Source organism: Nostoc sp. (assembly GCF_036917775.1).
Classification (GTDB): domain Bacteria; phylum Cyanobacteriota; class Cyanobacteriia; order Cyanobacteriales; family Nostocaceae; genus Nostoc.
On the sequence record NZ_JBALEQ010000091.1, the window covers coordinates 67050 to 89894 of the forward strand.

Sequence of the window (22845 nt, forward strand, 5' to 3'; positions counted from 1 at the left end):
AGTACTGAGTAAGTTAAAAGTCAAGAAATTTGAAATATTTTTTAGTTAGTTGCTACGGATCGTTATTTTGTTAAAAGCAATATTTTTTAAGTTAATAGCTTGATGTTACAGGAGCTTGTCAAAGAATTGAAAAAGTTATGTCTGTCCAAATTCTAGTCCGTTCTGAAGCAGGAGCAATAACCCTAAAGCTGCTTCTACAAAGAGTTTTATAGCACTGGAGACAATGGATTATGGTTTGATTCACTTTTACGATCGCAGGGTGACTGAGTTGTTTTTATACCTCAAAAAACTGCGATCGCTTGTGATTAATCCTTACACAGATTTTGACCTTTTTCTACTAAACAAACTAGTCATACTTAATCCAGTAACCAATAACCCTAATAGCCCTAGTCCGTTCAAAATCGGGTAAATTCCCTGTAAACCCAAGATTTCACCACGATGAATCGAAAGTAGTAGACTACGTGGAACTCCAATGTTAGCTGACCACTCACCTACCAGGGTAGCTGCAATACCGGTTAACAATGTTATAGCTAGCGGTAAAGCCAAAATAATCGCCAGAGTCCGGTGATATTTGCGAAATGAACGCATTATCCAAAATCTCCAATGGAAACTATAGGAGTTTGCAACTTGATAAGCTACAGAATTATTTGTCTCACAACTAGATATAAAGACTTTTTTCCTGATGTATCTTGTCTTTTGACTCCTGTTCTATGTTAGTTTGATCTTACTTTTTGGAAGCAGTGGCGATATTTGTCTCAAGTGTTTGTAACCCTTGAAGAGATTTTGCTTTATCTTTTGCTTTCAGCGAACCCTTCACCTGGGTCGCAGCATCTTCGATGACATTATAGGTTTTTGAAGATTTAGTTTTGACACCATCCTCAACTTTAGACCAAGAATTTTCAAACTTATTAAATTCCTGTTGAGCTTTGTCAAAGTTTCCAGCTTGCACCGCAGTTTTTGTATTTGTAACGACACCGGCCAAAGTATCAAAACCTCCTTGCGTAGCACTAGGAGTTTTTGATACTGTTGTCGCCTTAGTGGTTTCTGTGGTAGTAGGAGTTTGGGTAGTTGATTTTTGATCGCTGTTACATCCTACTAATGTCAGTAAGCTAATTGCAGTCACAGGGATAATGTAGATTAAGCGTTTCATAAGACCTCTTGAATAATGATAAGTCGCCAAGTAATGGCGGTATCAGCTACTATATCAGCTAAAGTTGCTGAAGGTGTAGGGAGATTCTATGCTAGCTTTCTCTCTGTAGATGCTAAAGTTTTTTATTGGTACGATTGTATCAAGGCTATTTTCCTATATTAATTTGGAATTAATACTTATCATTTTTGATGGGTAACTAAGGTGTTATTTGTTACTTTATTTATGATTAAAAAAGAATGTAGAATTCAGAATTAATTAGTGTGGGACTTAAAGTTACATATTTATCGGCTACTCATATAGAATTCAGACTGAACTCTTTCTTGTTAAAGGTCTTGCATAGAGTTGACAAATTGTTTTAACTCTAAAACTAAGTTAGTAGCATCTCTAAGCTCTTGCTCGTAAGCTAACTTTTCTAGTTTTTCAGATGCTAGATACATAGCTATGGCTCCAACATTGGCACTAGTACCTTTAAGGTGATGAGCTTCTCGCGCAATTTGACCAAAGTCATCAGATGCGATCGCTGCAATCATGATCTTTAAACGGGGACTAACATCTTCAAGGTATATTTGCAATATATTTAAAACTCTGAGATAGAAAAACGCGATCGCTCCATAACTTAGAAGTGATCGCGTTAAGGTTGATGAATTGAATTACAACCAATATTACACACAGTCAAAAAGCTTTTAAACTACCCAAGGTTGAGAGAATATATAGAACATATATCTCATCATGGTGAAATTTATAATACTTGTTTCCAATAAACCAACAATAAAATAAATGACTTTATTTACTATGGGTTATAAAACTATTGTTACAATAATATGTATTCAAGATAACAAAACTAGCTTATAAATAAGCTAGTTTTATTAATTTTAAATATTAAAAATAATTGTTTTAACGATCTTGTGTACGCAACCGAACAGACAAACACAACTATATTGCATAGGTTTATAAATTACAATTACGTTGCATAACTTAACATTTAATTAATTTTAGATTTTAGATATTTAGAAAAATAGTGCTTAGGACTTAATACAAAAGCAACTTTATATTTATTTGGGTAGATGAAATAAGTAGATATAAAACAGTTAATTGTTATTAATGCAACCAAGTATTTATTATACCGATTCGATATTGATAAGCAGCAAAATATGTTGCAAGTTTTTGCATGATAGTAAATTTAGTGCTGCCTTACAAAGAAAAGGTATTAGCGTTTGGCTAGTCAGAATTAATAATTTAAATAATGAGACGAACTATGACAAGTGAAAAATCTCAAGTCACAAACAACGGTGTGAGCAATGTTATTTCGCCAAAGCAGCGTAAAACAAAGCGATCGCAGTTAGACCAAACGCAATCATCGAGTCCGTCACGGTTGAATTTAACTTCGTCTAACAAAAAAGTTCAATCAACAAAAACCTTTAAAGACACACCTGATATAGTTTGTTTATCTCATTTGCGTTGGAATTTCGTTTATCAAAGACCACAACATCTTCTTACTCGCTGCGCCCAAGGAAAGCGAGTATTCTTTATTGAGGAGCCAATTTTTTCTGAAGAACCCTTGGCAAGTTTAGATGTGAACGAAGATTCTAATGGAGTAGTTGTGGTTGTGCCATACCTACCACAAGGTTTAAGTGAAGAAGCAATCAACGCAGATTTGCAAGTACTAATTAATAATTTATTTGTAGAGCATAATATTAACACAAGTACATTTGTTGGTATTATACACCAATGGCGATCGCGTTTACCCGCCACTTGCAACCCCAAGCTGTGGTGTATGATTGCATGGATGAATTGTCTGCATTCCAAGGAGCATCACCTACTTTAAAGAATTACGAAGCCGAATTATTCAGCCGTGCAGACCTAGTATTTACAGGCGGACAAAGCCTTTACGAAAGTAAAGTGAACAAAATTATGTCAACTATTTTAGTAACGGGAGGAGCCAGATATATAAGTATAAAATACATAGTTTTAACTTCATTTAAATATTATGTATCCAGGAGAAGAGACATGAAATTTCAAATAGAATGTAATACAGGTGACATTAGCAAAATATGTTTAATTTGCTAGGAAAATTTTCAGACAGATGAAGCCAGGTTAATTGTATGCAATGACCAAGGCAAATGCTATGGAGATATCTGCCATCAATGTATAGTCAAGGGCGGTAATTGGTTTCAATTTCAACTCCAAAAATTCAGCCGGAAACTACTAGCTTGAAAATTATAATAAGCGATCGCCTGCAAAAATCTCCACAGTGCGTAGGCGTACTACTTTATGGAAGCAAGCTACGCGTAGCGTCTCATAGAGAAGCCTGCCAAAGGCATCGCCCCTTCTTTTCTCTGTATCCTCTAGTAGAGAATACATCGCCTGGTTTTTTCCTTAACTAACTATCCCTTTCATCGGAATTTCTATCCAGAACTCACAGCCATTACCAGGTTCAGAAACACATTTGATATTACCGCCGTGTTTTTCTACAATAATTTGGTAGCTAATAGATAACCCCAAACCGATCCCTTGTCCAGGTTGTTTAGTGGTAAAGAAAGGTTCAAAAATTCGCGATCGCATCATCTCTGTAATTCCACAACCATTGTCGGCAATCCAAATCAGAATACTATTCCCTTCTATTATTTCTGTACGAATCCAAATTTTAGGATTGTCAATTTTTTTTCCACAAGTTGCTGAGTTTTCTAGTGCATCGATCGCATTGTTGAGAATATTCATAAACACCTGATTCATCTGCGCTGCATAACAGACTACTGGGGGCAATTCACCATATTCCTTAACTACCTCAATAGCAAAAGAATTAGTCTGTGGTTGCAATCGATGTTGTAAAATTAGCAAAGTACTGTCGATACCGTCATGAAGGTTAACGGGCTTTATTCCTGCTTCGTCAAGTCGAGAAAAAATTCGTAACGACAAGACCAGTTGAGAGATTCGCTCTGCCCCCATCTTCATGGAAGTCAAAATTTTGGGCAAGTCATCACTAATGAAATCTAAATCTATTGCTGCTGCTTGCTTTTGAATTTCTCCTGTTCCCTTTGGATACTGTTTCTGATAAAGACGGAGTAATTTAAATAAATTTTCGGCATGTTCTTTAACATAGATGATATTGCCGTAAATAAAACTAATCGGGTTGTTAATTTCATGTGCTACACCAGCAACTAACTGCCCTAAACCTGCCATTTTTTCACTTTGAATCAATTGGCTTTGAGTGTTTTGTAATTCTTTAAGAGTCTGGGTAAGTTCTTCTTTTTGACGTTGAGTTTGTTCAAGTAATTCCGCTTGCTGAAGTCCTACCCCTAATTGGGTACCAATTTGCATCAGCAAATCTACCTCATCTTCTTGCCAATCACGCGGTTTGAGATTTTGATAAGCTGCTAGTAATCCCCAAAGTTTCTCGCCCTGAAAAATCGGCACAATTATATATGCCCTAGCCTCCATTAGCTCAAGTAGAGCAATATGACAAATAGAATAATTGGCGCTGTAAATATCTTTAACAGCACTACTTTCACCATTAGCAAAATTTCCACCTTGGGTTTCTTGCAAGTAATCATCTGCAACTACAGGTAAAATTTCCTTGACTGGTGTCCAACCTTGAGCTAAAGACTCAGCAACAAATTCGCCACTCCAATCAGTTCTGAATTTATAGATTGTCACTCGATCAACTTCCAATAGCCGTCGGACTTCTTCTGCACTGGTGGCAAAGATGGTATCAATATCAAGAGACTGGCGAATTTTCTCCACTGTCGCAGCTAGGGCCTTCTCCCTTTCGGCTGCTTTCCGTTCTCTTTCGGCGGCTTTAGCCAGTTTTTGGGCTTGCATCTGCATCTGTTTCAAAGACTCAGCTTGCTGTAATGCTACCCCCAATTGAGCCCCAACTTGTGCCAATAAGTTGATTTCCTCATCTTGCCAATAACGGGGCTGGGAGTTTTGATAAGCTACTAACAATCCCCACAGCTTCTCACCCTGAGAAATTGGTACAAAAACTTCATTGCGTGCATACTTACCCGCTTGCTTTCTTTGCACAAGAACGCCTTCTGTCACAGGCTGCGGCTTAACCATTGGTGTCCAGCCATCAACAATAGAATCAGCGACAAACTCGCCACTCCAGTCAGGATAGAAGCGATAGATTGCGACTCGTTCCACTTCTAATAACCGACGAACTTCTTGAGTTGTGGTTTTAAAGATGGTTTCAATATCAAGAGACTGACGAATTTTTTCTACGGTATTCGCCAACGCCCTTTGCCTTTCAGCAGCTTTGCTGATATCTGCTGCTTGAATCTGCATTTGTTGGATAAATTCCGCTTGCTGCAAAGCCACACCTAGTTGAGTGCCAACTTGGGTAAGCAAGTAAACCTCATCTTTTTGCCAATCACGGGTTCTGGCATTTTGGTATGCTGCTAGCAAGCCCCAGAGCTTCTGACCGTGGTAAATGGCAATAATCACATAAGCTCTTGCTTGATAAATCTCTAAGATTTTAATGTAGCAGTCGCTAAAGCCTGAATTATAAATATCATTACAAACACGATAAACTTCACATCGGCTAAAGCTACCACCCTCTGTATCTTGCAAGTAGGTATCAGCGACTGGAGGTTTAGCTAAATCTTTGGCGCTACATTCACTGACATTTTCACTCAATTCCGGCCGCTGCAATTGTTCATCTATGAGGGAAATCCAACCCTCTGCCACTGATTCAAACACGAATTCACCACTCCAATCGGGATTGAAGCGATAAATAGCCACGCGATCAGCATTTAGCAACTGCCTAAGTTCTGCGGTGCTTGTGTGGAAAATGCTTTTTAAGTCTAGAGACTGACGAATTTTCTCAATGGTTATGGCTATGGTTCTTTGCCATTGGGCTGCTTTTTCTCTAGCTTTTGCTTGCGCTAGTTCTGCTGATTGGAGTTTTACTTGTTCGAGGTAATCTGCTTGCTGTAAAGCAACTCCCAGATGTTCAGCGATTAATTGCACAAATTCAATTTCTGATGCTTCCCATTGCCGAGGGCTACTACACTGATGAATACACAGCAATCCCCATAAATTTTTACCTTTGATCAAGGGGGCAGTTATGTTAGCACGTACTTGGAATCTTTCTAAAATCTGGATGTAGCAATCACTAGCATTAACTTGATAAATATCAGCTATTGCTCTAATCCGACCTTGCTGATATAGTTCTGCAAACTCCTCACTAAAGCAGTGATCGCGTAATTTGGCTGCTAGTGCCGAATCCCATTCTTTTGCCACATCTTCATAGATAAATTCTCCTTCCCATGCCAAATCGGGATAAAAAAGAAACACACTAACCCGATCGCTTTTCAGAAGCTGGCGGACTTCAGTGACTGTAATTTTGAAAATGGTTTCTATATCTAGAGACTCGCGGATGCGGGCAATAACTCCAGATAAGGCTTTTTGTTGCTCATTCTGACGTAAGGAGGATGTCACATCTGAATGAGATTCTTGCTGTTCTGAATTTGGTTCTATGGATTGAGTGGTAGAGGAGTTTTCCATTCCCAGTGGGACTTTAAATATTGAAAGTCTTCTATCTCATAATTCCCGTTGCGATCGCAAAGGTAACAGTTCTTTCCTGAGAATGCCAAAAAACAATATAGGGACACGATAGTATCGTGTCCCTATAAGAACATTTTTCAACCACGAGAAAATTATCGCCGCTTGGGAGTGGCGCTGCGGCTGGTACGTTTCTCTTCATCTCGGCGACGGCGATCGCGCCAATCAGCCACGGTTAAATAACCAATACCACCAGTAACTCCTACGAGTAGCACTGCGGCTACTATTGTTAAAATACTCAAAAATGGACTTTCCACAATGCCTCTACAGCCCGTTACGTCCCCAAACAACCATTGCAATTGACCAAGTGAAAACAACTAACAGCGATACCCAACCTAGTGTCAAAATCTCCATAGTCCCGCTTTTCAAATAATTACAAAAGGTTTCTAATATTTATCATACAGGGATTGGGCAGGCTGAGATTTTTTTATAAATCGCATTGTAACTTTGGCTGGCGATGTCTACAATCGGCTACGCCTACGCAAAATATACACCATTTTTCTTGGTAAGCTAGCACTTCAAGCATTAATAAAGACGAATGTAAAAAAATAGCGATCGCGCTTTCCCACTTCATGGTTTGGGAATACTAGGGTTACGGGTATATATTTCAAATCCAACAACCCCAGTATTATGCCGACATTTTTCCACTATCCTTTCCAATCTAACGGTTTTATTCCCCACGGACATTGTTATCTCTGGCAAAGTGGGTTAGTTTGGCTCCACATTATTTCTGATGCCACGATCGCTCTGGCTTATTATTCTATTCCCTTCCTACTGATTTACTTCATTTACAAGCGCAAAGACGTTCCTTTTAATGGAGTTTTTTTGTTATTTGGTGCTTTTATCATTGCCTGCGGTACTGGACACTTAATGGATATTTGGACGCTTTGGTATCCAGACTATTGGATTGCAGGTGGTTTAAAAGCTTTAACTGCCATTATTTCTATATACACGGCATTTGCCTTATTTTACCTAATGCCTCAAGCTCTGACACTACCCAGCCCAGCCCAGTTAGAGGCTATTAATCGAATACTTTCAACAGAAATTGTCGAGCGCAAGCGTATTGAGAAAGAACTACGTCAAGCAGAAGAAGTTGCTCAAAACTCTAGCCAAGCTAAAAGTGAATTTCTGGCCAACATGAGTCATGAACTACGTACACCTCTTAACGGTATCCTGGGCTATACACAAATTCTCCAACGCACAGAATCTTTAAGTGAAAAAGGACGCAAAGGACTCAGCGTTATTTATCAATGTGGTTCTCATCTTTTAACCTTAATTAATGATGTCCTGGATCTCTCCAAGATCGAAGCCCGAAAGTTGGAATTGTATCCTGTTGATTTCTACTTGCCTGCCTTTTTAGATAGTGTGACTGAAATTTGCCGCATCAGGGCAGAACAAAAAGTCATCGCATTTCACATTGAAATCGATCCTAATTTACCAACGGGTATTCATGCTGATGAAAAACGCTTGCGGCAAGTACTGATTAACTTGCTTAGTAATGCCATGAAATTTACTCATCAAGGCAGTGTCACTTTCAAAGCTCAGGTGATCAATCAAGAATCAAATACTAATGGAAAAACTAACTACAAAATTCGCTTTGAGGTAGTAGATACTGGCACTGGCATAACCCCTGAACAAGCCGAAAAAATCTTCCAGCCCTTTGAGCAAGCGGGGAGTCAGAAACGACAATCTGAAGGTACAGGCTTAGGATTAGCAATCAGTCAAAAAATTGTTTTGTTGATGGGTGGTCAAATTCAAGTGCAAAGTGAATTTGGCAAAGGTAGCACTTTCTGGTTTGAGGCAAATTTATCAGAATCTAAAGACTGGGCAAAGGTTTCTAGAGTAGTTGAGCAGGGAACTATTATTGGTTATCAAGGACAAAGGCGCACCATTTTGATTGCGGATGATAAATGGGAAAACCGATCGGTAATTGTAAATTTACTAGAGCCGGTTGGGTTTACTGTTGTAGAAGCTAGTAATGGTCAGGAAGCATGGGTACAGTCTCTAGCCCAGAAACCAGACATGATTATCACCGATTTAGTGATGCCGATATGGGATGGATTTGAGTTAATTAGTCGTTTGCGTCAGTCTGCGGCATTTAAAGAGATTCCGATCGTCGCTTCGTCAGCAAGTGTGTTTGCAGCCGACCAGCACAAAAGTATTGATGTAGGTGCAGATGCCTTTTTACCAAAGCCTGTAGAAGCTGAAAATATGCTGGAAATACTACGACAGTTTTTGCAACTAGAATGGATTTTTGACGCTAAGGTAGAGGCTATTAATAAAATCTCTAAAGATGGTTCTAATCAACAAAATGAGATGATTTGCCCTAGCAAAGATGTTTTGCAAGAGTTACTCGAACTATCACAAGACGGCGACATTCAAAATATTTTAGAACTGGCTGAACAACTTTCTGCATCTGATGAAAAGCTAAACATTTTTTCCCAGCAACTTATGCAGCTAGCTAGTAATTTCCAAATCAAACGTTTGGAAACTTTTATTGAAAAATACATCAATTAATTTCAGTTAAACTCCAATTTCCAATTCATCATGATCAAACTTCTAAATAACGGATTTATTTTAATTGTGGATGATAATCCCACAAATTTATCTGTCCTGTGTGCAGCACTCAATAGTGAGGGTTTTCGTTTTCGTGTTGCAGTGGATGGAGAAACTGCGATCGCTCAGGCTGAACGCAATCAGCCAGAGTTGATTTTGCTGGATGTACAAATGCCGGGTATTGATGGATTTGAAACTTGTCGTCGTCTCAAAGCCAATCCTGCCACCCAAAACATTCCAATTATTTTCACTACCGCCTTAGCGGATACGGAAAGCAAAACGAAGGGATTTTCTCTTGGCGCAGTAGATTACATCCCTAAACCGTTTGCCCAAGAGGAAGTCATTGCTAGAGTACGCGTACATTTGCAACTCAAAAAATTGACTGAATCTTTAGAACAACAAGTTAGCGATCGCACCAAGGCTTTGCAACAAGCTCAAGTCCAACTCGTACAGCAAGAAAAACTATCAACACTCGGAGAGTTAATCGCTGGTATTGGCCATGAAATCAACAACCCTATCAATTTTATCTCTAGTAATATTCCACCCTTAGAAGAATACATTGCAGGAGTAACCGAGTTGCTCCTACTGTATGAACAAGAGTATCCCAACCCAACAGCTAAAATTACCACTGCAATTGAAAAATTGGATCTGAACTTCGTTCTCGAAGATATGGTAAAAATTTTAAACTCACTTCAGCTAGGAAGTGAACGAATTCAGGATCTTTCCAATTCACTTCGCAACTTCTCTCGCTCGGATAGTGATACAAAAATACCTGCTGATTTGCACCAAGGACTAGATAGTACACTAATGATTTTGCAACACCGCCTCAAAGCTAACGGCGAGCGTCCCGCTATTGAAGTTATTAAAAGTTATGGATTATTACCAGAGGTAAACTGCTATTTAGGGCAAATGAATCAAGTATTTATGAACATTCTGGCAAATGCAATTGATGCCCTTGATGAAGCTATAATGCAAGGCAAAATAAGTCATCTAATTCCTGAGATTAAAATTGTCACAGAAATAGATTCTGAACAATTGGTTATAATTCGGATTGCTGATAACGGAATTGGTATTCCTGAACGGCTTAAACAACGCTTATTTGAGCCGTTGTTTACCACAAAAACTGTTGGTAAAGGCACTGGACTTGGCTTGTCGATCGCTTATGAAATAGTTGTAGAAAAACACAAAGGTGTATTAGATGTAAATTCTCAACTAGGTAAGGGAACCGAATTTATCATCAAAATTCCCATAGAATAGAAGCATTTAATTAATTACAAAGCTGCTTTAGCATTTATCATACTGGAGACAAGGAAAAATTTCTCCAATATCTAATCACTAATTTCTATATAGAGTGAAGCCAATTTTAGATCCTCAATTAATGGCAGAACGCATAGAATCCCTCAAAGCTGGAATACTGGGAGGTTTCTCTGTGTGTTTTGCTTTTGTATTTCTCAGTCTTTTGAATACTTTTGTACTAGCGAAGTATTTTCAGAACCTTGCAAGTCTGCACAGTGATATTAACTGGCACTTGTGGGTGAGTGGTGCATTAGCGAAGCTTGCCGTCAGTTGCGGCATCGCAACTTTTAGTGGCTTACTATTTGGTGTCACTTACCGCTATATCATCCGCTCAGATAAAAATCCCCAACTTAAAGCTGGTGGGGTGCTGGCCTTTGGTTTGGTGCGGGGATTGACTCAGATAGAGCTGGGGTTGAATTCAGATATCACAATTTGGTCTTTTTTGGTATTAGCGGCAGAAAGTTTATTGTGGTTTGCGTTTGCTGCGATCGCTCTTGATCTTGCGATTAAACTCCGTTGGATTAAACCTTTTTCATCAATCTAAATTTCCTTTCTCTAAGTATAGTAGTCGCATATAGATGTGAAATCCTACAAGGGGTTGTGGCGCAAATAGATAAAAAGCTGGAAGTATTACGCTTTTGTAGTATACTTAATACAATTAGTATACAAGCACTACTTGTGTAATATATTGTGTCAGTTTACAGAAACAAGTATAAATAGTTACTAATATTAGTTCCCAGGATTTCTTCCCTAATATGCAAACTAAAATATCCCACTATTATTTGATAGTCGATCTGGAGGCGACGTGCTGTGACAAGAAGACTATTCCTCGTCACGAAATGGAAATCATTGAAATCGGTGCTGTGATGCTCAATCGAGCAACATGGGAAATTGATTCTGAGTTTCAGCAATTCATCCAACCTGTGAGACATCCACAACTGACAGATTTTTGTACCGAACTGACTAGTATTCGGCAGCAAGATGTTGATGAAGCACCAAAATTCATTGAGGCAATTTCTCGATTCAAAGAATGGATTTATTCATTTCCCAATCATATTTTTTGTTCTTGGGGTAATTACGACAAAAAGCAATTTATTCAAGATTGCGCGTTTCATAATTTTCCTTATCCTTTTACTTCAGAACACATAAATATCAAAGAGAAATTTTCAGAATATCTTGGCGTATCTAAAAAATTTGGTATGGCACAAGCTCTCAATGAGCTAGGGATAGAATTGAAAGGTACACATCATCGTGGCATTGACGATGCTCACAACATTGCATCTATCTACAGACAGATTGAAAGCACGAAAATAAACTAAATAATAGAAAATTCGTAACATACCATCTTAAAGTGTTGCGGTAGATTACGGAGATTGTTAATACAAAATTATTTCTAGTCAAAAGGATTTTTGGAGGAACCTTTTTTGTTATTGGGTGAGTATTCAGAACAATTCATGGCTTCTCCGGTAAGAACAATAGAAGGATTGACTGCACATTTTAGATAATGATTATTTGAATAAAATTGACAGTTTTTACAGGGAAGCTTGTGTAACCCGTTAATAGAAATGACCATTTTATCATCTAAAAATGCCCGGATTTTTTGCAATATTAGAAAAAAAGCTACCCAGCCAATTAGAAACCCAATAGGAGATAAGGATACGGCTAGATCGGGGATGTTTAATTCATGGGTTTGTGCTTGTTCATTTCTTACTTCACTCAAGTTTTCTTGATGTAAATTACTATTGGCTAATACAATCTTTTGCAAAATTAGATCGTGATACATATTATTTACCTTTTCCTGTATGTGTTTACTAACTTGATTTTTGATAGTCAGTAAATAGAAGCTTAGAACTATAACAAACTTAAAAACTATCCATATTTGTTCATACTAGATATGTAGATATCCAAAAACTTTGAACAATAAGGGTATTTATGGATTAGATTGTTTGATGTGTATTTTAATTAACTAACAATCACTACACAACTGTCAGCAGCACATATTTTAATGTTTACAATGGTTTAATTATAGGTTTAGCAAAATAAGACTTTGCCTATATCTGCCAAGAGTTTTGCTTGTTATTTTAAGTTATATACCCAAGGGAAGAAATTAGAGAACTGACTTATAACTGGATATTTATATGTTAAAGTAGATATAAAAGTATTCTGAAAATTTTCTAGACATTAAAAGCTGTATCACTTTCCAGTTATTTTTTTATAAAAATCTTGAATGCAATGATGGTTGTATTAGAAATTTATTTATTAGAGAATTTTCGCTGATGGAGATTTTTGGGTGTGTTAAATAGCCCCACAGACTTGTAGTGATTAATTCTATTATTTTGATAATTTTTTGCTCTAATTACCTGATAAAGTAATATATGTATCTGGGTTAAGTGGGCTATCAAAGAATAGTCTCTCATCAGATTGCAAGCCAATAATATTGATTTTGAGGCTACAATTTATGATAGGATTTTTGCGGAAAAAAATAGTTTTTTTCTTCACAATAATTGTGCTGGCAATTCTGCTAATTTCTCATCAACCAGTACTAATAGCTGAGGCACAATCTTCTACACCAACACCAACACCTGCTAGGTCATTTCCCCCTGTAGCTTATCCTAATAGGGCACTGAGCGCTTTCCCTGCACAGCTACCACCATTGCCTTATGCTTATGGGGCATTAGGAAAAGCTATTGATGCTGAAACGATGAAATTGCATCATGATGCACACCACGCTAGCTACGTCAAGAACTTAAATGATGCACTAAAGCAGTACCCGGATTTGCAAAAAAGAAGTGTTGAAGCTTTATTAGTGGATTTAAACAGCGTACCTGAAGCTATTCGGACAAAGGTACGTAATAACGGTGGTGGTCATCTCAACCACACGATTTTCTGGCAACTGATGAGTCCCGACAGTGGTGGACAACCAACGGGAGCGATCGCTCAAGAAATTAACCAAACTTTTGGCAGTTTTGATGCCTTTAAAAAACAGTTTAACGCAGCAGGTGCTGCTCGCTTTGGTAGTGGTTGGGTTTGGCTAGTACGCAATCCTCAAAATCAACTCCAGATTGTTACTACAGCAAATCAGGATAACCCAATTATGGATGGTTTCTATCCGATTATGGGTAACGATCTATGGGAACACGCTTATTACCTTAAATATCGCAACCGTCGGGCTGAGTATTTGAATAATTGGTGGAATGTTGTGAATTGGCCGCAGATTAACAGGCGATACCTTCGGTAAGCTTCGCTAACGCAGCTTTCATCACAACAACCACGTTAGCAATACCTCAAGGATATCAAACCGCTTATAGAAATCTTATAAAGCTACCTCTAGAGGTAGCTTTATTCATAGCACTGCTACCCCTATACATTCTTTTTTACAGATGTCTAATTATGAATTACGGATTTTTAAAGACCGATGTTTAGAACGAACTATGTATAGTAGAACAATTAGCAATACAAGCGCTTTGATCATTGATGGCTCCACTACCTTCTTCACTTCCGTAGGGGGTTTAGGAGTAACATTACACGGAATCTCAATTATCTGTGTGTGATCGGAGCCACTACCACTAGGAGTCAGATCGCATTCGCCTTTGCTGGTGAGAGACAAAGGTGTAGGTGGAGGCGTAGGTGTAGGTATAAGTGTATTTTCTGGAGGAACAGATGATTGACCTGAAGAACTATCGCTATCCATCAATAGAATCATCGCTATAACAAGCGCTCCAATTCCTAGTGGCCAGAGTGGAAAGGAATCAGGGCTGTCTGCTACGACGACTTCTCCCTCTGAGTCAGGGATATCAAAGGCTACTGTTTCTCCATCCAACGGTACTGGACTGTCACTGACCAACATATCTCCTGGGATATCTTCTCCCAAAAGCTGATTAAATTCTTCTGGAATCGCGTTGTTAGGTCGTCCGAGTTCCCCACCATCTTCGGAGTAGGGGTAGGATAGTAGCTCAAAAACTCTCTTTTCGAGTTGGTTTGAATCCCCAGAATTCAACGCATTTAAGCCTGTAGAGATTTTATTTATATAAAAATTCGTCATCTCTGGCGACAGACCTAAAGATTGAATTTGCTCCTTAATGTTGGAAATTTTTGAGGCTTCTTCAAACAGCAGTCGTCCGTATGAGAATTTCAAGTCTAGTAGTCCATCACGGAGGCTGACCGAGTTATTGCCTCCTGAATATGGAGACCAGTAGAACTGGTTTGTTACTAATCCGAGTCCTTCTACTGGATTGCGACCAAAATGTTGTCCAAGAAGGTATTGAGAGCTATCCATGATTGCGGGGGATTCGTTTCTCCAAAAAGAGGCGAAAGGCACCGCAGAGAGATTAGGATTGTTACCGTAAAACCTAGCGAAATTCTGGAAATTTTTCTCCCCACCGGCTGCTCGAATCAGGAGGTTTTGATAAGTACTCCCACCATTTAATTCCACCAATCGTTGGATTACCGATCCAGTTTTATTGCAGGTCAGACCAAATCCCACATTACATCCAGGAATGACTCGCATCTGGTTCAAATTCTGGTTATTGATTTGGTACTGGAGATACTCAGACTCCAATCCTTGTTGGATACCATAGCGTCCAATATTGAGTTGTGCAAAAGCAGACTGAGATGTAGTAAGTCCTACTGCGAGAGATGAGAATGCGATCGTTGCAAAACGAACCACTTTCGATATTGCAATTCTTTGAAAAATTGATTTAGGCAAGATGCACCTCCAGTAAACGACAGCAATTTAATTGGGCTGGGAATTCGGTATTGGTTCTTCTCGCCAATCTCCAGTCCCCAACCCTCAGTCACCAATACCGAATGGCACGCTTGTTAATCGCAAGACCCTGATATAACAAGATTTTGAGTGTGGGGAGTGTGGGGAGTGTGGGGAGTGTGGGAAGTGTGGGGAGTATGGGAAGTGTGGGGAGAAAGAGGAGAAATTGAATAACTGCATATCAACAAATGCTGCATTGCCTCCCCATCCTCCCACACCTCCCACACCCTGCCAGCAAGGAGGTTTCAGCTTTTCTTAGTGCCATTCCAGCAATCCCCACTCCCGAATTTAACTCTTAGGTAAATAAATGTTGATCGTGATTCCGGTACCTTTGAGATTTCCTGATGAGAGTGTGTGATATAAGACCATTCCCCGATTTGGTTGATCGAAAAGAAACGCACGACGTGTAGGTTTGATCTTCCCTTGCTTTACTAAGGAAACGAAGGCTTCTAAATATCTACGTATACCTTTGCGGTTCTCTTGAGTCGTGTTCAGATGATGCTCGATCAGCATCATAAAGAAGTTCAAGCTACGATTTTCTTGCCCCTCAATCAAACTACCTTCATCTAGAAAAGAACTTGCTATGAGCCTGTTATCAACTTGTTTAACCTTAAAGAGAGTAAAGTAACGCCCTTCTTTTTTCGGATCGTTCGCATAACAGACCCAAGAACCCTCTTTATTTTGGGTAAAACCTTGTTCAGCAAGGTAAGAAAGCAAAGAATTATTTGCCTTAGTCTGTGGTGGAGGTAGTAAATCTTCAATGGGATCTAAAGAGCAAATTCTCTGTGTTGTTTTCCGCTGAGACACAGCAGCAGCCTCCTGAATACGGAGGCGTAGGGGCTTGTCAGCAGACATTGCCATGTTAGACATTGCAGCCAATACAGACACTTGGAGAGCGATCGCTCCAATTAAACGAACAATGATATTCATGTTTTACCTGTTACTTTTACTTACGCTGTCAATAGTCAAGTCGTTACTAAATCAGGATTGATTTAGCAGTCCTAAACCATTTGTTAAATTTAAGTGTTTGCCTCATTTGATCGAGGTCGCTTAAGTTTTCACCAGTCAAATAGGAATTTTATATATTAGGTAACTAAGCACAAAGATAATCAGTATCTAAATAAAAGACACAATCTTAATGTTTTATTGGTAACAAAAAACGTGCTTTCTGTTACTTTTATGTATACAAAAAACCCTTGACATTGCGTCAACACTTTTATATTTACTGTCGTCTAAATTTTTGCCGATGCTAAGAGGTTTTTATGCCTTCTTCGCTGGCTATCATGATTCCTAAAAAAGGGCTTTTTTAGCTCTTTAGTATCTTATATAAGTAGAGTTTCAAAAGCTCTGTGCTTTGCACATTGATGCTTTTGGTGATTTCCTTGCTGGATTGAATAACTTTTTGTTTTTTGGATGTAGCACGCCTGACTAGCTGTTTCAGCATGGTCGTAAGTTGATGTATAAATAATATCTCCTGACAGTAAAATAATATTACCATGAGCTTGAGACACGCAACTGTATTGTGGACAGTTATCAAAGTTGTACACAGTGAATCGTAACTACCTCTCTATGAAATTTCATGGCAAATAGCTGAGAGTCAAAGTCCATTTACTTATATATCGTTAGTATTTTTAAAAAATAGTACTGTTGTTCTGAGATTAGTCATTTTTTGTCTTAAATGTAACCTTCATTTAAAAGGCATACGTATATCAAGATATTCTTATTGCTGGATAAGCTTGATTATCTAAACTTTAAGCTAGAAGCGATGCCTGCGGCGGTAAACAAACTACGCATCATATCAAGTCTAGATAATTAATTCTGATTCCCACAGCAATTGCACCCCTCACCAATACATCAAGAGGATAAAAAAAGCGTATCCTTGACTACAATTAGGATATTAACTTGGTATTTTTACAAGCCTTGACAGTATGAATGTGGAATTTTTTAACAGGATTCCTTTTATGCCTTTAGTATTACTATGGCTAGCTTACACTCTCCTGGGATGGTATCTTGCTGCTAATCATATTGTTTGGTTAGTGGGAGCTTTTGTTGCTGCTATGGTTATAGTTATTGTGCGAAAGAGTACTTCTTGGTTAGAGCGTTTAGTTGAATTTGGATCTCAAACTTTAGCTGTCATATTATTTTTAAGTATATCAATTGCTTTTGTAGCAACTTGGTCGCTATTATTAAGGCTTTTTCTCATACCTTTAGCAACTACACTTTTAGCTGATTTGGAAATGCGCTTTTCTGGCTTTAACAAGCTAGATTCATTTTGGATTTTAACAGTCATAGCAGTATTAGGTTTGGTTATAGGTGAATTAATCGATATTCTACTTTTTCCCAGTAGTAGATACTAAAAAATTAAGAGGATGTTTGAAAAGTTCTTTTCTTGGTAGCAAAACGTTTTAGATCCCCCTAAATCCACGCCACGTGCTTCAAGTCGGCAAAGCCGCCCAACGCAGTGGCTCCCCTTAAAAAGGGGGACTTTGATTCTGGTTCCCATCTTTTTAAAGGGAGTTAGGGGGGATCAATAAGTGCCTAAAATCACAGCTAACCACTTTTCAAACAACCTCTAAGAGTAAATTGAAGCGATCGCTATAGGTACATTGATCTGAATGTGGCGAGATGGATATTGCCGCTTGAAGATATCTCACTGATGATTGTCATTTTTGAGTCACATTTGTTTTTAACCATAGAGATATAGGTAAAACAGTGCAAAAAAAGATGAAACAAAGCGGAGAGTTCCCACTCAACACTAGTAAGGAAGTGACGTGAGTAGACGTAAAGACTACAGTTTGCTTCAGCAGACAGCAACAACTGAAGTAGCAACACCCAAACCATCGCTGACATTACCAGATGCAGTCGCTCTGATTGTTGGTATTGTCATCGGGGCGGGGATTTTTGAAACCCCGGCTCTAGTGGCAAATCAAGCAGGTAGTAATATTGCTGTACTGCTTTTTTGGCTAATTGGCGGTGTAGTATCTCTGGTAGGAGCGCTGTGCTATGCAGAGTTGGCAACTGTCTATCCCGATGTTGGTGGTACTTACTATTATTTGAAACGTGCATTCGGGCGGGGAGTTGCCTTTTTATTTGCCTGGGCGCGGATGACAGTAATTCAAACTGGTTCTATTGCTCTGTTGGCATTTGTTTTTGGCGATTATGTTTCTCAGATATGGCGGCTAGGAACGTTTTCGTCTTCTATTTATGCAGCGATCGCGATCGCACTTTTAACTGCTTTGAACATCGTCGGTTTGCAGCAGGGGAAGTGGACGCAAAACTTATTAAGTGCAGCAAAAGTTCTGGGTTTGTTGCTGGTAGTGATTCTTGGGCTTACCGCCATTCCTAATTCTGCCCTCCCTGTAGAATCTGCATCATCAGGAACCTGGGGATTAGCGATGGTGTTTGTGTTGTTGTCTTACGGCGGTTGGAATGAAGCGGCTTACATCTCCGCAGAAATTCAAGATGGACGACGCAACATTGTGCGATCGCTAATGTGGAGTATTGGGATCATCACAGCCATTTATTTGCTAATCAATCTGGCTTACCTACGGGGACTAGGATTAGCAAACATGGCCCAGTCGGATGCAGTAGCCGCAGATTTAATGCGCTCTCTTTGGGGCGCACCGGGAGCCTTATTCATTAGTGTATTGATTGCGATCGCTACTTTAGGAGCAACCAACGCCACAATCTTTACCGGAGCGCGTACTAACTACGCACTGGGACAGGATTTTTCGTTATTTGGTTTTATGGGACACTGGAAACAACGTCCAAGTAGTCCCACCTATGCCTTATTCTTGCAAGCAGCGATCGCTTTAGCACTGGTTTTTTTAGGCACGCTCACCCGCAAAGGCTTTCAAACAATGGTGGATTACACCGCCCCAATATTTTGGTTCTTCTTCTTACTTTCTGGCATATCCCTGCTGGTATTGCGAATCCGTGAACCCCACATAGCACGACCATTCCGTGTGCCATTTTATCCTTTTACACCATTGCTCTTTTGTGCAGTCTGCGGTTACTTGCTTTATTCCAGCTTGGTTTATACAGGCGTGGGAGCAATTGCAGGTGTTTTAGTTGTCGCAGCAGGTATCCCCCTGTTGTTCTGGAATAACTATCGCCAAGGTAGGACTTAATACAATTTTGGATTTTGGGTCGCACTTTGGTGCGCTTCCAGCGCAACCTAAACCTCATGTGAGTTGTTTTACTAACTACAACTATTGAATCAAGGAAAAAATTTATGAACTTCAAAAAAATTCTCGTTTTACTGGTTACAAGCGTCAGTATCAGCAGTTTGGGAATTGCTGGGTGTACTCCAACACAGCAAGATTTGGAAGCTGGGATACAACCTTCTACCTTAACGGGTCAAACCGAAACTGAAACACCATCTGCAACAACTCCTACAACTCAACCACAAGAACGCCCCGGCGATGTTCCTTATGTACCTACACCACAACCAGTAGTAGATGCAATGTTGCAAGTGGCAAAAGTGGGTAAGAATGATGTGCTTTATGACCTTGGTAGTGGTGACGGAAGAATTGTCAACACTGCGGCACAAAAGTTTGGTACGCGTGGTGTTGGCATAGATATTAACCCTGAACGCATTAAAGAAGCTAATGATAATGCTCAAAAAGCAGGAGTAACCGATCGCGTCAAGTTTGTGCAACAAGACTTGTTCACCACTGATTTTAGTGAAGCAACAGTAGTTACACTTTACTTACTGCCAGAGGTTAATGCTAAACTTCGTCCGAAGCTGTTGAAAGAACTCAAACCTGGTAGTCGCATTGTCTCCCACGCCTTCGATATGGGCGATTGGAAACCACAGCAGACTCTAAATGTAGAGGGAAAAACTATTTATTACTGGGTAGTTCCTGAACAAGTACCAGCGAATTTGCGATAGGAACTAACTAATTCGTAATGACGCTCGCAGACTCGCTAACGTAATTCGTAATCTCAGAGGCATCAGATTCAAGTTGAGTTTCCATCTCTTGGATCTGTAGCCTGATTTTTGAGAATTGATTTTAGAGATTCAAATTTTTTAACTTTAAATTACCTCCATTGGGGGTTGACAAAACAATTTTAGATATTTAAAAGAATAATCTAAAATTCCAAATTGTTTGACTAAGTTCAAATTCAAGTAAGGTCAGAAAATATGATAGGGTTAAAGGGAAAGAATGCTTTAATTACAGGTGCAACTTCAGGAATTGGTCAGGCGATCGCAATCAGACTCGCCGAAGAAGGGTGCAACATCGCCATCAATTACCGCAAAAGCCCAGAAGCGGCGGTAGACACAGAAGAAATGGCATTGCAAAAAGCCTGCGGAAATATCGAAAATTGTGGTGTGAAGTCACTACTGCTTCAGGGTGATGTCTCCCAAGAATCAGACATTATCGAGATGGTCAACACCGTAGTAAAGGAATTTGGCAGTTTAGATATTCTAATTAACAATGCTGGGATTCAAATAGAAAGTCCATCCCACGAAGTTACAACAGCAGACTTTGACCAAGTAATTGCAGTCAATCTCCGGGGTGCTTATCTCTGCGCCCGTGAAACTATTAAACACCTCCTCTCTCTAAATCGTTCGGGGGTGATTATTAATATTTCCAGCGTTCACGAAATTATTCCGCGACCGATGTATATCAGTTATTCCATTAGCAAAGGCGGTATGGAAAACCTGACCAAAACTTTAGCATTGGAATATGCAAGCCAAGGTATTCGTGTCAACGCCATTGCCCCCGGAGCAACAATTACACCAATAAATCAAGACTGGATAGATAACCCCGAAAAAAAGGCGATTGTGGAAAGTCACATCCCAATGGGACGTGCCGGCTCTTCAGAGGAAATGGCAGCCGCAGCAGCTTTTTTAGCTTCGGATGAAGCCGCCTACATCACCGGACAAACGCTATTTGTAGATGGTGGATTGACTCTATATGCTGACTTCCGAGAATCTTGGTCAGCTTGAGGTTAGGCTGGCGCACTTTCCACAATTAAGCCGATACATACCATTAGTGGAATTAAACGCCCATGACTAGTACGATCGATAAGAACAGTCAGATGGAAGCAGAAGCCTGGGAATTATTGGAAGAGTCGATAATTTATTACCAGGGAAAACCCATTGGTACTGTAGCCGCTCACGATCCAGAGGCAGATGCACTCAATTATGACCAGTGCTTTCTCCGCGATTTTGTCCCTTCTGCCTTGGTGTTTCTCATGTATGGGAAACCAGAGATTGTGCGTAACTTCTTAGTAGAAACACTGAAATTACAAAGTCATGAAAAGCAGATAGACTGCTTTGAACCGGGAGCGGGATTAATGCCTGCCAGTTTCAAAGTACATTCTAATGGGAATGAAGAATTTTTGGTCGCTGATTTTGGTGAACTGGCGATCGCTCGTGTTCCCCCAATTGATTCTTGTATGTGGTGGATTCTCTTGCTACGAGCTTATGAAAAAGCTACAGGCGATTTGTCATTAGCGCGTCAGCCAGATTTTCAAGCCGGAATCAAACTAATTTTGGATCTTTGCTTGGTACATCGGTTTTCCATGTACCCAACAATGTTAGTTCCCGATGGCGCGTTTATGATTGACCGTCGTATGGGAGTCTACGAACATCCTCTAGAAATTCAAGTGTTATTCTATGCGTCTCTCAGGGCTGCTACTGAATTACTTTTACCAGATGGGGATGGCGATAGCTACCTTAGCAAAGTCAATAGGCGATTGGGATCTTTGAAATATCATATCCGCAACTATTATTGGCTAGACCTGAAGCGATTGGGGGAAATCTATCGTTACAAAGATAACGAATTTGGTAAAGAAATTGTTAATAAATTCAACATCAACTCAGAATCAATTCCTGGTTGGTTGACCGAGTGGTTGCCAGAAACGGGAGGATATTTAGCGGGAAATCTGGGGCCGGGACGGATTGATTTTCGCTTTTTTGCTCTGGGAAATCTGATGGCAATTTTAACTTCCTTAGCCAGTGAAAAAGAATCTCAAAGCATCATGAATTTATTCGCCCAACGTTGGCAAGACTTGATCGGCTATATGCCTGTTAAAATTTGCTTTCCCGCAATGGATGGTTTAGAGTGGAGAATTGTTACAGGATGTGACTCTAAAAACAGGGCTTGGTCTTATCACAACGGCGGTAACTGGCCAGTTTTGCTGTGGTTATTTACTGGTGCGGCACTAAAAGCAGGTCGAACAGAACTTGCTCAAGCAGCGATCGCTATTGCCGAAAGGCGTTTATTGAAGGATAAATTTCCTGAATACTACGATGGCAACAATGGCCGTTTAATTGGCAAAGAAGCCAGAATTTATCAAACTTGGAGTATTGCTGGATTACTGGCTGCTAAAAAGTTTGTAGAAAATCCAGAGTATTTGGAATTAATCAGTTTTGCAGAGGGTCTTGAAGTCCCAGGCTGTAGCCTGTAGGTATTTAGCGGAGTCATTATCAGGGTGTCTCTACTAACTATTTTCCCAGTCCCCTCTAGTCCCTAGACCTCTGATTTAATCATGAGAACGGAAAAGT

General features: G+C 39.6%; 21 protein-coding genes. 11 read left to right on the forward strand and 10 right to left on the reverse strand.

Features of this window, described 5'->3' with window-relative positions; all coding sequences use genetic code 11:
• Positions 1-312 precede the first annotated feature (312 nt).
• The 3 genes from V7K69_RS17735 to V7K69_RS17745 form a co-directional block, all read right to left on the reverse strand.
• Positions 313-588, reverse strand: coding sequence for a peptidase (locus V7K69_RS17735; RefSeq protein WP_335036593.1), 276 nt, complete (start codon positions 586-588; stop codon positions 313-315).
• 136 nt (positions 589-724) lie between these two features.
• Positions 725-1150, reverse strand: a complete 426-nt coding sequence (locus tag V7K69_RS17740; RefSeq protein WP_335036595.1) for a DUF4363 domain-containing protein — start codon at positions 1148-1150, stop codon at positions 725-727.
• 323 nt (positions 1151-1473) lie between these two features.
• Positions 1474-1722 (reverse strand): Hpt domain-containing protein, encoded by a 249-nt coding sequence (locus V7K69_RS17745; protein WP_335036597.1) that lies wholly within the window; start codon positions 1720-1722, stop codon positions 1474-1476.
• 683 nt (positions 1723-2405) lie between these two features.
• On the opposite strand from V7K69_RS17745, the gene V7K69_RS17750 reads away from it, so the two are divergent.
• Complete coding sequence (locus V7K69_RS17750; RefSeq protein ID WP_335036599.1) at positions 2406-2975, forward strand: hypothetical protein; 570 nt, start codon at positions 2406-2408, stop codon at positions 2973-2975.
• Positions 2976-3367: 392 nt separating this feature from the next.
• Here V7K69_RS17750 and V7K69_RS17755 read toward each other — a convergent pair whose 3' ends face one another.
• The 4 genes from V7K69_RS17755 to petN all read right to left on the reverse strand — a co-directional run bounded on the left by V7K69_RS17755 (position 3368) and on the right by petN (position 7066).
• Positions 3368-3511 carry a hypothetical protein gene (locus V7K69_RS17755; protein ID WP_335036601.1) on the reverse strand — a complete coding sequence of 48 codons (144 nt, stop codon included), beginning with the start codon at positions 3509-3511 and terminating at the stop codon, positions 3368-3370.
• A 15-nt stretch (positions 3512-3526) separates the two neighbouring features.
• Positions 3527-6655, reverse strand: a complete 3129-nt coding sequence (locus V7K69_RS17760; protein ID WP_335036603.1) for a GAF domain-containing protein — start codon at positions 6653-6655, stop codon at positions 3527-3529.
• A 152-nt stretch (positions 6656-6807) separates the two neighbouring features.
• Positions 6808-6954: a hypothetical protein gene (locus V7K69_RS17765; protein WP_185587196.1), complete on the reverse strand. Its 147-nt coding sequence runs from the start codon at positions 6952-6954 to the stop codon at positions 6808-6810.
• Between the two features lie 22 nt (positions 6955-6976).
• Positions 6977-7066, reverse strand: coding sequence for a cytochrome b6-f complex subunit PetN (gene petN / locus V7K69_RS17770; protein WP_012408302.1), 90 nt, complete (start codon positions 7064-7066; stop codon positions 6977-6979).
• 276 nt (positions 7067-7342) lie between these two features.
• Between petN and V7K69_RS17775 the strand changes: the two genes are divergently transcribed.
• The 4 genes from V7K69_RS17775 to V7K69_RS17790 all read left to right on the forward strand — a co-directional run bounded on the left by V7K69_RS17775 (position 7343) and on the right by V7K69_RS17790 (position 11883).
• The gene (locus tag V7K69_RS17775; RefSeq protein WP_335036605.1) at positions 7343-9229 is read left to right on the forward strand and encodes an ATP-binding protein; all 1887 of its coding nucleotides are present in this window, start codon (positions 7343-7345) and stop codon (positions 9227-9229) included.
• Between the two features lie 30 nt (positions 9230-9259).
• On the forward strand, positions 9260-10525 hold the full coding sequence (locus V7K69_RS17780; protein WP_335036607.1) for a hybrid sensor histidine kinase/response regulator: 1266 nt from the start codon (positions 9260-9262) through the stop codon (positions 10523-10525).
• Between the two features lie 121 nt (positions 10526-10646).
• Positions 10647-11108 (forward strand): hypothetical protein, encoded by a 462-nt coding sequence (locus tag V7K69_RS17785; protein WP_335036675.1) that lies wholly within the window; start codon positions 10647-10649, stop codon positions 11106-11108.
• 211 nt (positions 11109-11319) lie between these two features.
• Positions 11320-11883 carry a 3'-5' exonuclease gene (locus V7K69_RS17790; protein ID WP_335036608.1) on the forward strand — a complete coding sequence of 188 codons (564 nt, stop codon included), beginning with the start codon at positions 11320-11322 and terminating at the stop codon, positions 11881-11883.
• A gap of 74 nt (positions 11884-11957) precedes the next feature.
• Here V7K69_RS17790 and V7K69_RS17795 read toward each other — a convergent pair whose 3' ends face one another.
• Complete coding sequence (locus V7K69_RS17795; protein WP_335036610.1) at positions 11958-12347, reverse strand: hypothetical protein; 390 nt, start codon at positions 12345-12347, stop codon at positions 11958-11960.
• 675 nt (positions 12348-13022) lie between these two features.
• Here V7K69_RS17795 and V7K69_RS17800 point away from each other — a divergent pair.
• Positions 13023-13802: a superoxide dismutase gene (locus V7K69_RS17800; protein WP_335036612.1), complete on the forward strand. Its 780-nt coding sequence runs from the start codon at positions 13023-13025 to the stop codon at positions 13800-13802.
• A 150-nt stretch (positions 13803-13952) separates the two neighbouring features.
• Here the strand turns inward: V7K69_RS17800 and V7K69_RS17805 are convergent, their stop codons facing one another.
• Positions 13953-15230 (reverse strand): hypothetical protein, encoded by a 1278-nt coding sequence (locus tag V7K69_RS17805; RefSeq protein ID WP_335036614.1) that lies wholly within the window; start codon positions 15228-15230, stop codon positions 13953-13955.
• A 384-nt stretch (positions 15231-15614) separates the two neighbouring features.
• On the reverse strand, positions 15615-16256 hold the full coding sequence (locus V7K69_RS17810; protein ID WP_335036616.1) for a hypothetical protein: 642 nt from the start codon (positions 16254-16256) through the stop codon (positions 15615-15617).
• Positions 16257-17254: 998 nt separating this feature from the next.
• On the opposite strand from V7K69_RS17810, the gene V7K69_RS17815 reads away from it, so the two are divergent.
• The 5 genes from V7K69_RS17815 (at position 17255) to V7K69_RS17835 (ending at position 22748) form a co-directional block, all read left to right on the forward strand.
• Positions 17255-17683 carry a hypothetical protein gene (locus tag V7K69_RS17815; protein WP_335036618.1) on the forward strand — a complete coding sequence of 143 codons (429 nt, stop codon included), beginning with the start codon at positions 17255-17257 and terminating at the stop codon, positions 17681-17683.
• A gap of 414 nt (positions 17684-18097) precedes the next feature.
• On the forward strand, positions 18098-19456 hold the full coding sequence (locus V7K69_RS17820) for an APC family permease (RefSeq protein WP_335036620.1): 1359 nt from the start codon (positions 18098-18100) through the stop codon (positions 19454-19456).
• Positions 19457-19560: 104 nt separating this feature from the next.
• On the forward strand, positions 19561-20220 hold the full coding sequence (locus V7K69_RS17825; RefSeq protein ID WP_335036623.1) for a class I SAM-dependent methyltransferase: 660 nt from the start codon (positions 19561-19563) through the stop codon (positions 20218-20220).
• 252 nt (positions 20221-20472) lie between these two features.
• Positions 20473-21282 carry a glucose 1-dehydrogenase gene (locus tag V7K69_RS17830; RefSeq protein WP_335036625.1) on the forward strand — a complete coding sequence of 270 codons (810 nt, stop codon included), beginning with the start codon at positions 20473-20475 and terminating at the stop codon, positions 21280-21282.
• 62 nt (positions 21283-21344) lie between these two features.
• Entirely contained in the window at positions 21345-22748 is a 1404-nt protein-coding gene (locus V7K69_RS17835) for a glycoside hydrolase 100 family protein (RefSeq protein ID WP_335036627.1), read from the forward strand.
• Positions 22749-22845 lie beyond the last annotated feature (97 nt).

Excerpts from the sequence above, each read along its gene's own strand:
- V7K69_RS17735 (WP_335036593.1), bottom strand. The coding sequence starts at position 588 with ATGCGTTCATTTCGCAAATATCACCGGACTCTGGCGATTATTTTGGCT.
- V7K69_RS17740 (WP_335036595.1), bottom strand. The coding sequence starts at position 1,150 with ATGAAACGCTTAATCTACATTATCCCTGTGACTGCAATTAGCTTACTG.
- V7K69_RS17750 (WP_335036599.1), top strand. The coding sequence starts at position 2,406 with ATGACAAGTGAAAAATCTCAAGTCACAAACAACGGTGTGAGCAATGTT.
- V7K69_RS17755 (WP_335036601.1), bottom strand. The coding sequence starts at position 3,511 with ATGTATTCTCTACTAGAGGATACAGAGAAAAGAAGGGGCGATGCCTTT.
- V7K69_RS17760 (WP_335036603.1), bottom strand. The coding sequence starts at position 6,655 with ATGGAAAACTCCTCTACCACTCAATCCATAGAACCAAATTCAGAACAG.
- petN (WP_012408302.1), bottom strand. The coding sequence starts at position 7,066 with ATGGAGATTTTGACACTAGGTTGGGTATCGCTGTTAGTTGTTTTCACT.
- V7K69_RS17775 (WP_335036605.1), top strand. The coding sequence starts at position 7,343 with ATGCCGACATTTTTCCACTATCCTTTCCAATCTAACGGTTTTATTCCC.
- V7K69_RS17780 (WP_335036607.1), top strand. The coding sequence starts at position 9,260 with ATGATCAAACTTCTAAATAACGGATTTATTTTAATTGTGGATGATAAT.
- V7K69_RS17785 (WP_335036675.1), top strand. The coding sequence starts at position 10,647 with ATGGCAGAACGCATAGAATCCCTCAAAGCTGGAATACTGGGAGGTTTC.
- V7K69_RS17790 (WP_335036608.1), top strand. The coding sequence starts at position 11,320 with ATGCAAACTAAAATATCCCACTATTATTTGATAGTCGATCTGGAGGCG.
- V7K69_RS17795 (WP_335036610.1), bottom strand. The coding sequence starts at position 12,347 with ATGTATCACGATCTAATTTTGCAAAAGATTGTATTAGCCAATAGTAAT.
- V7K69_RS17800 (WP_335036612.1), top strand. The coding sequence starts at position 13,023 with ATGATAGGATTTTTGCGGAAAAAAATAGTTTTTTTCTTCACAATAATT.
- V7K69_RS17810 (WP_335036616.1), bottom strand. The coding sequence starts at position 16,256 with ATGAATATCATTGTTCGTTTAATTGGAGCGATCGCTCTCCAAGTGTCT.
- V7K69_RS17815 (WP_335036618.1), top strand. The coding sequence starts at position 17,255 with ATGAATGTGGAATTTTTTAACAGGATTCCTTTTATGCCTTTAGTATTA.
- V7K69_RS17825 (WP_335036623.1), top strand. The coding sequence starts at position 19,561 with ATGAACTTCAAAAAAATTCTCGTTTTACTGGTTACAAGCGTCAGTATC.
- V7K69_RS17830 (WP_335036625.1), top strand. The coding sequence starts at position 20,473 with ATGATAGGGTTAAAGGGAAAGAATGCTTTAATTACAGGTGCAACTTCA.
- V7K69_RS17835 (WP_335036627.1), top strand. The coding sequence starts at position 21,345 with ATGACTAGTACGATCGATAAGAACAGTCAGATGGAAGCAGAAGCCTGG.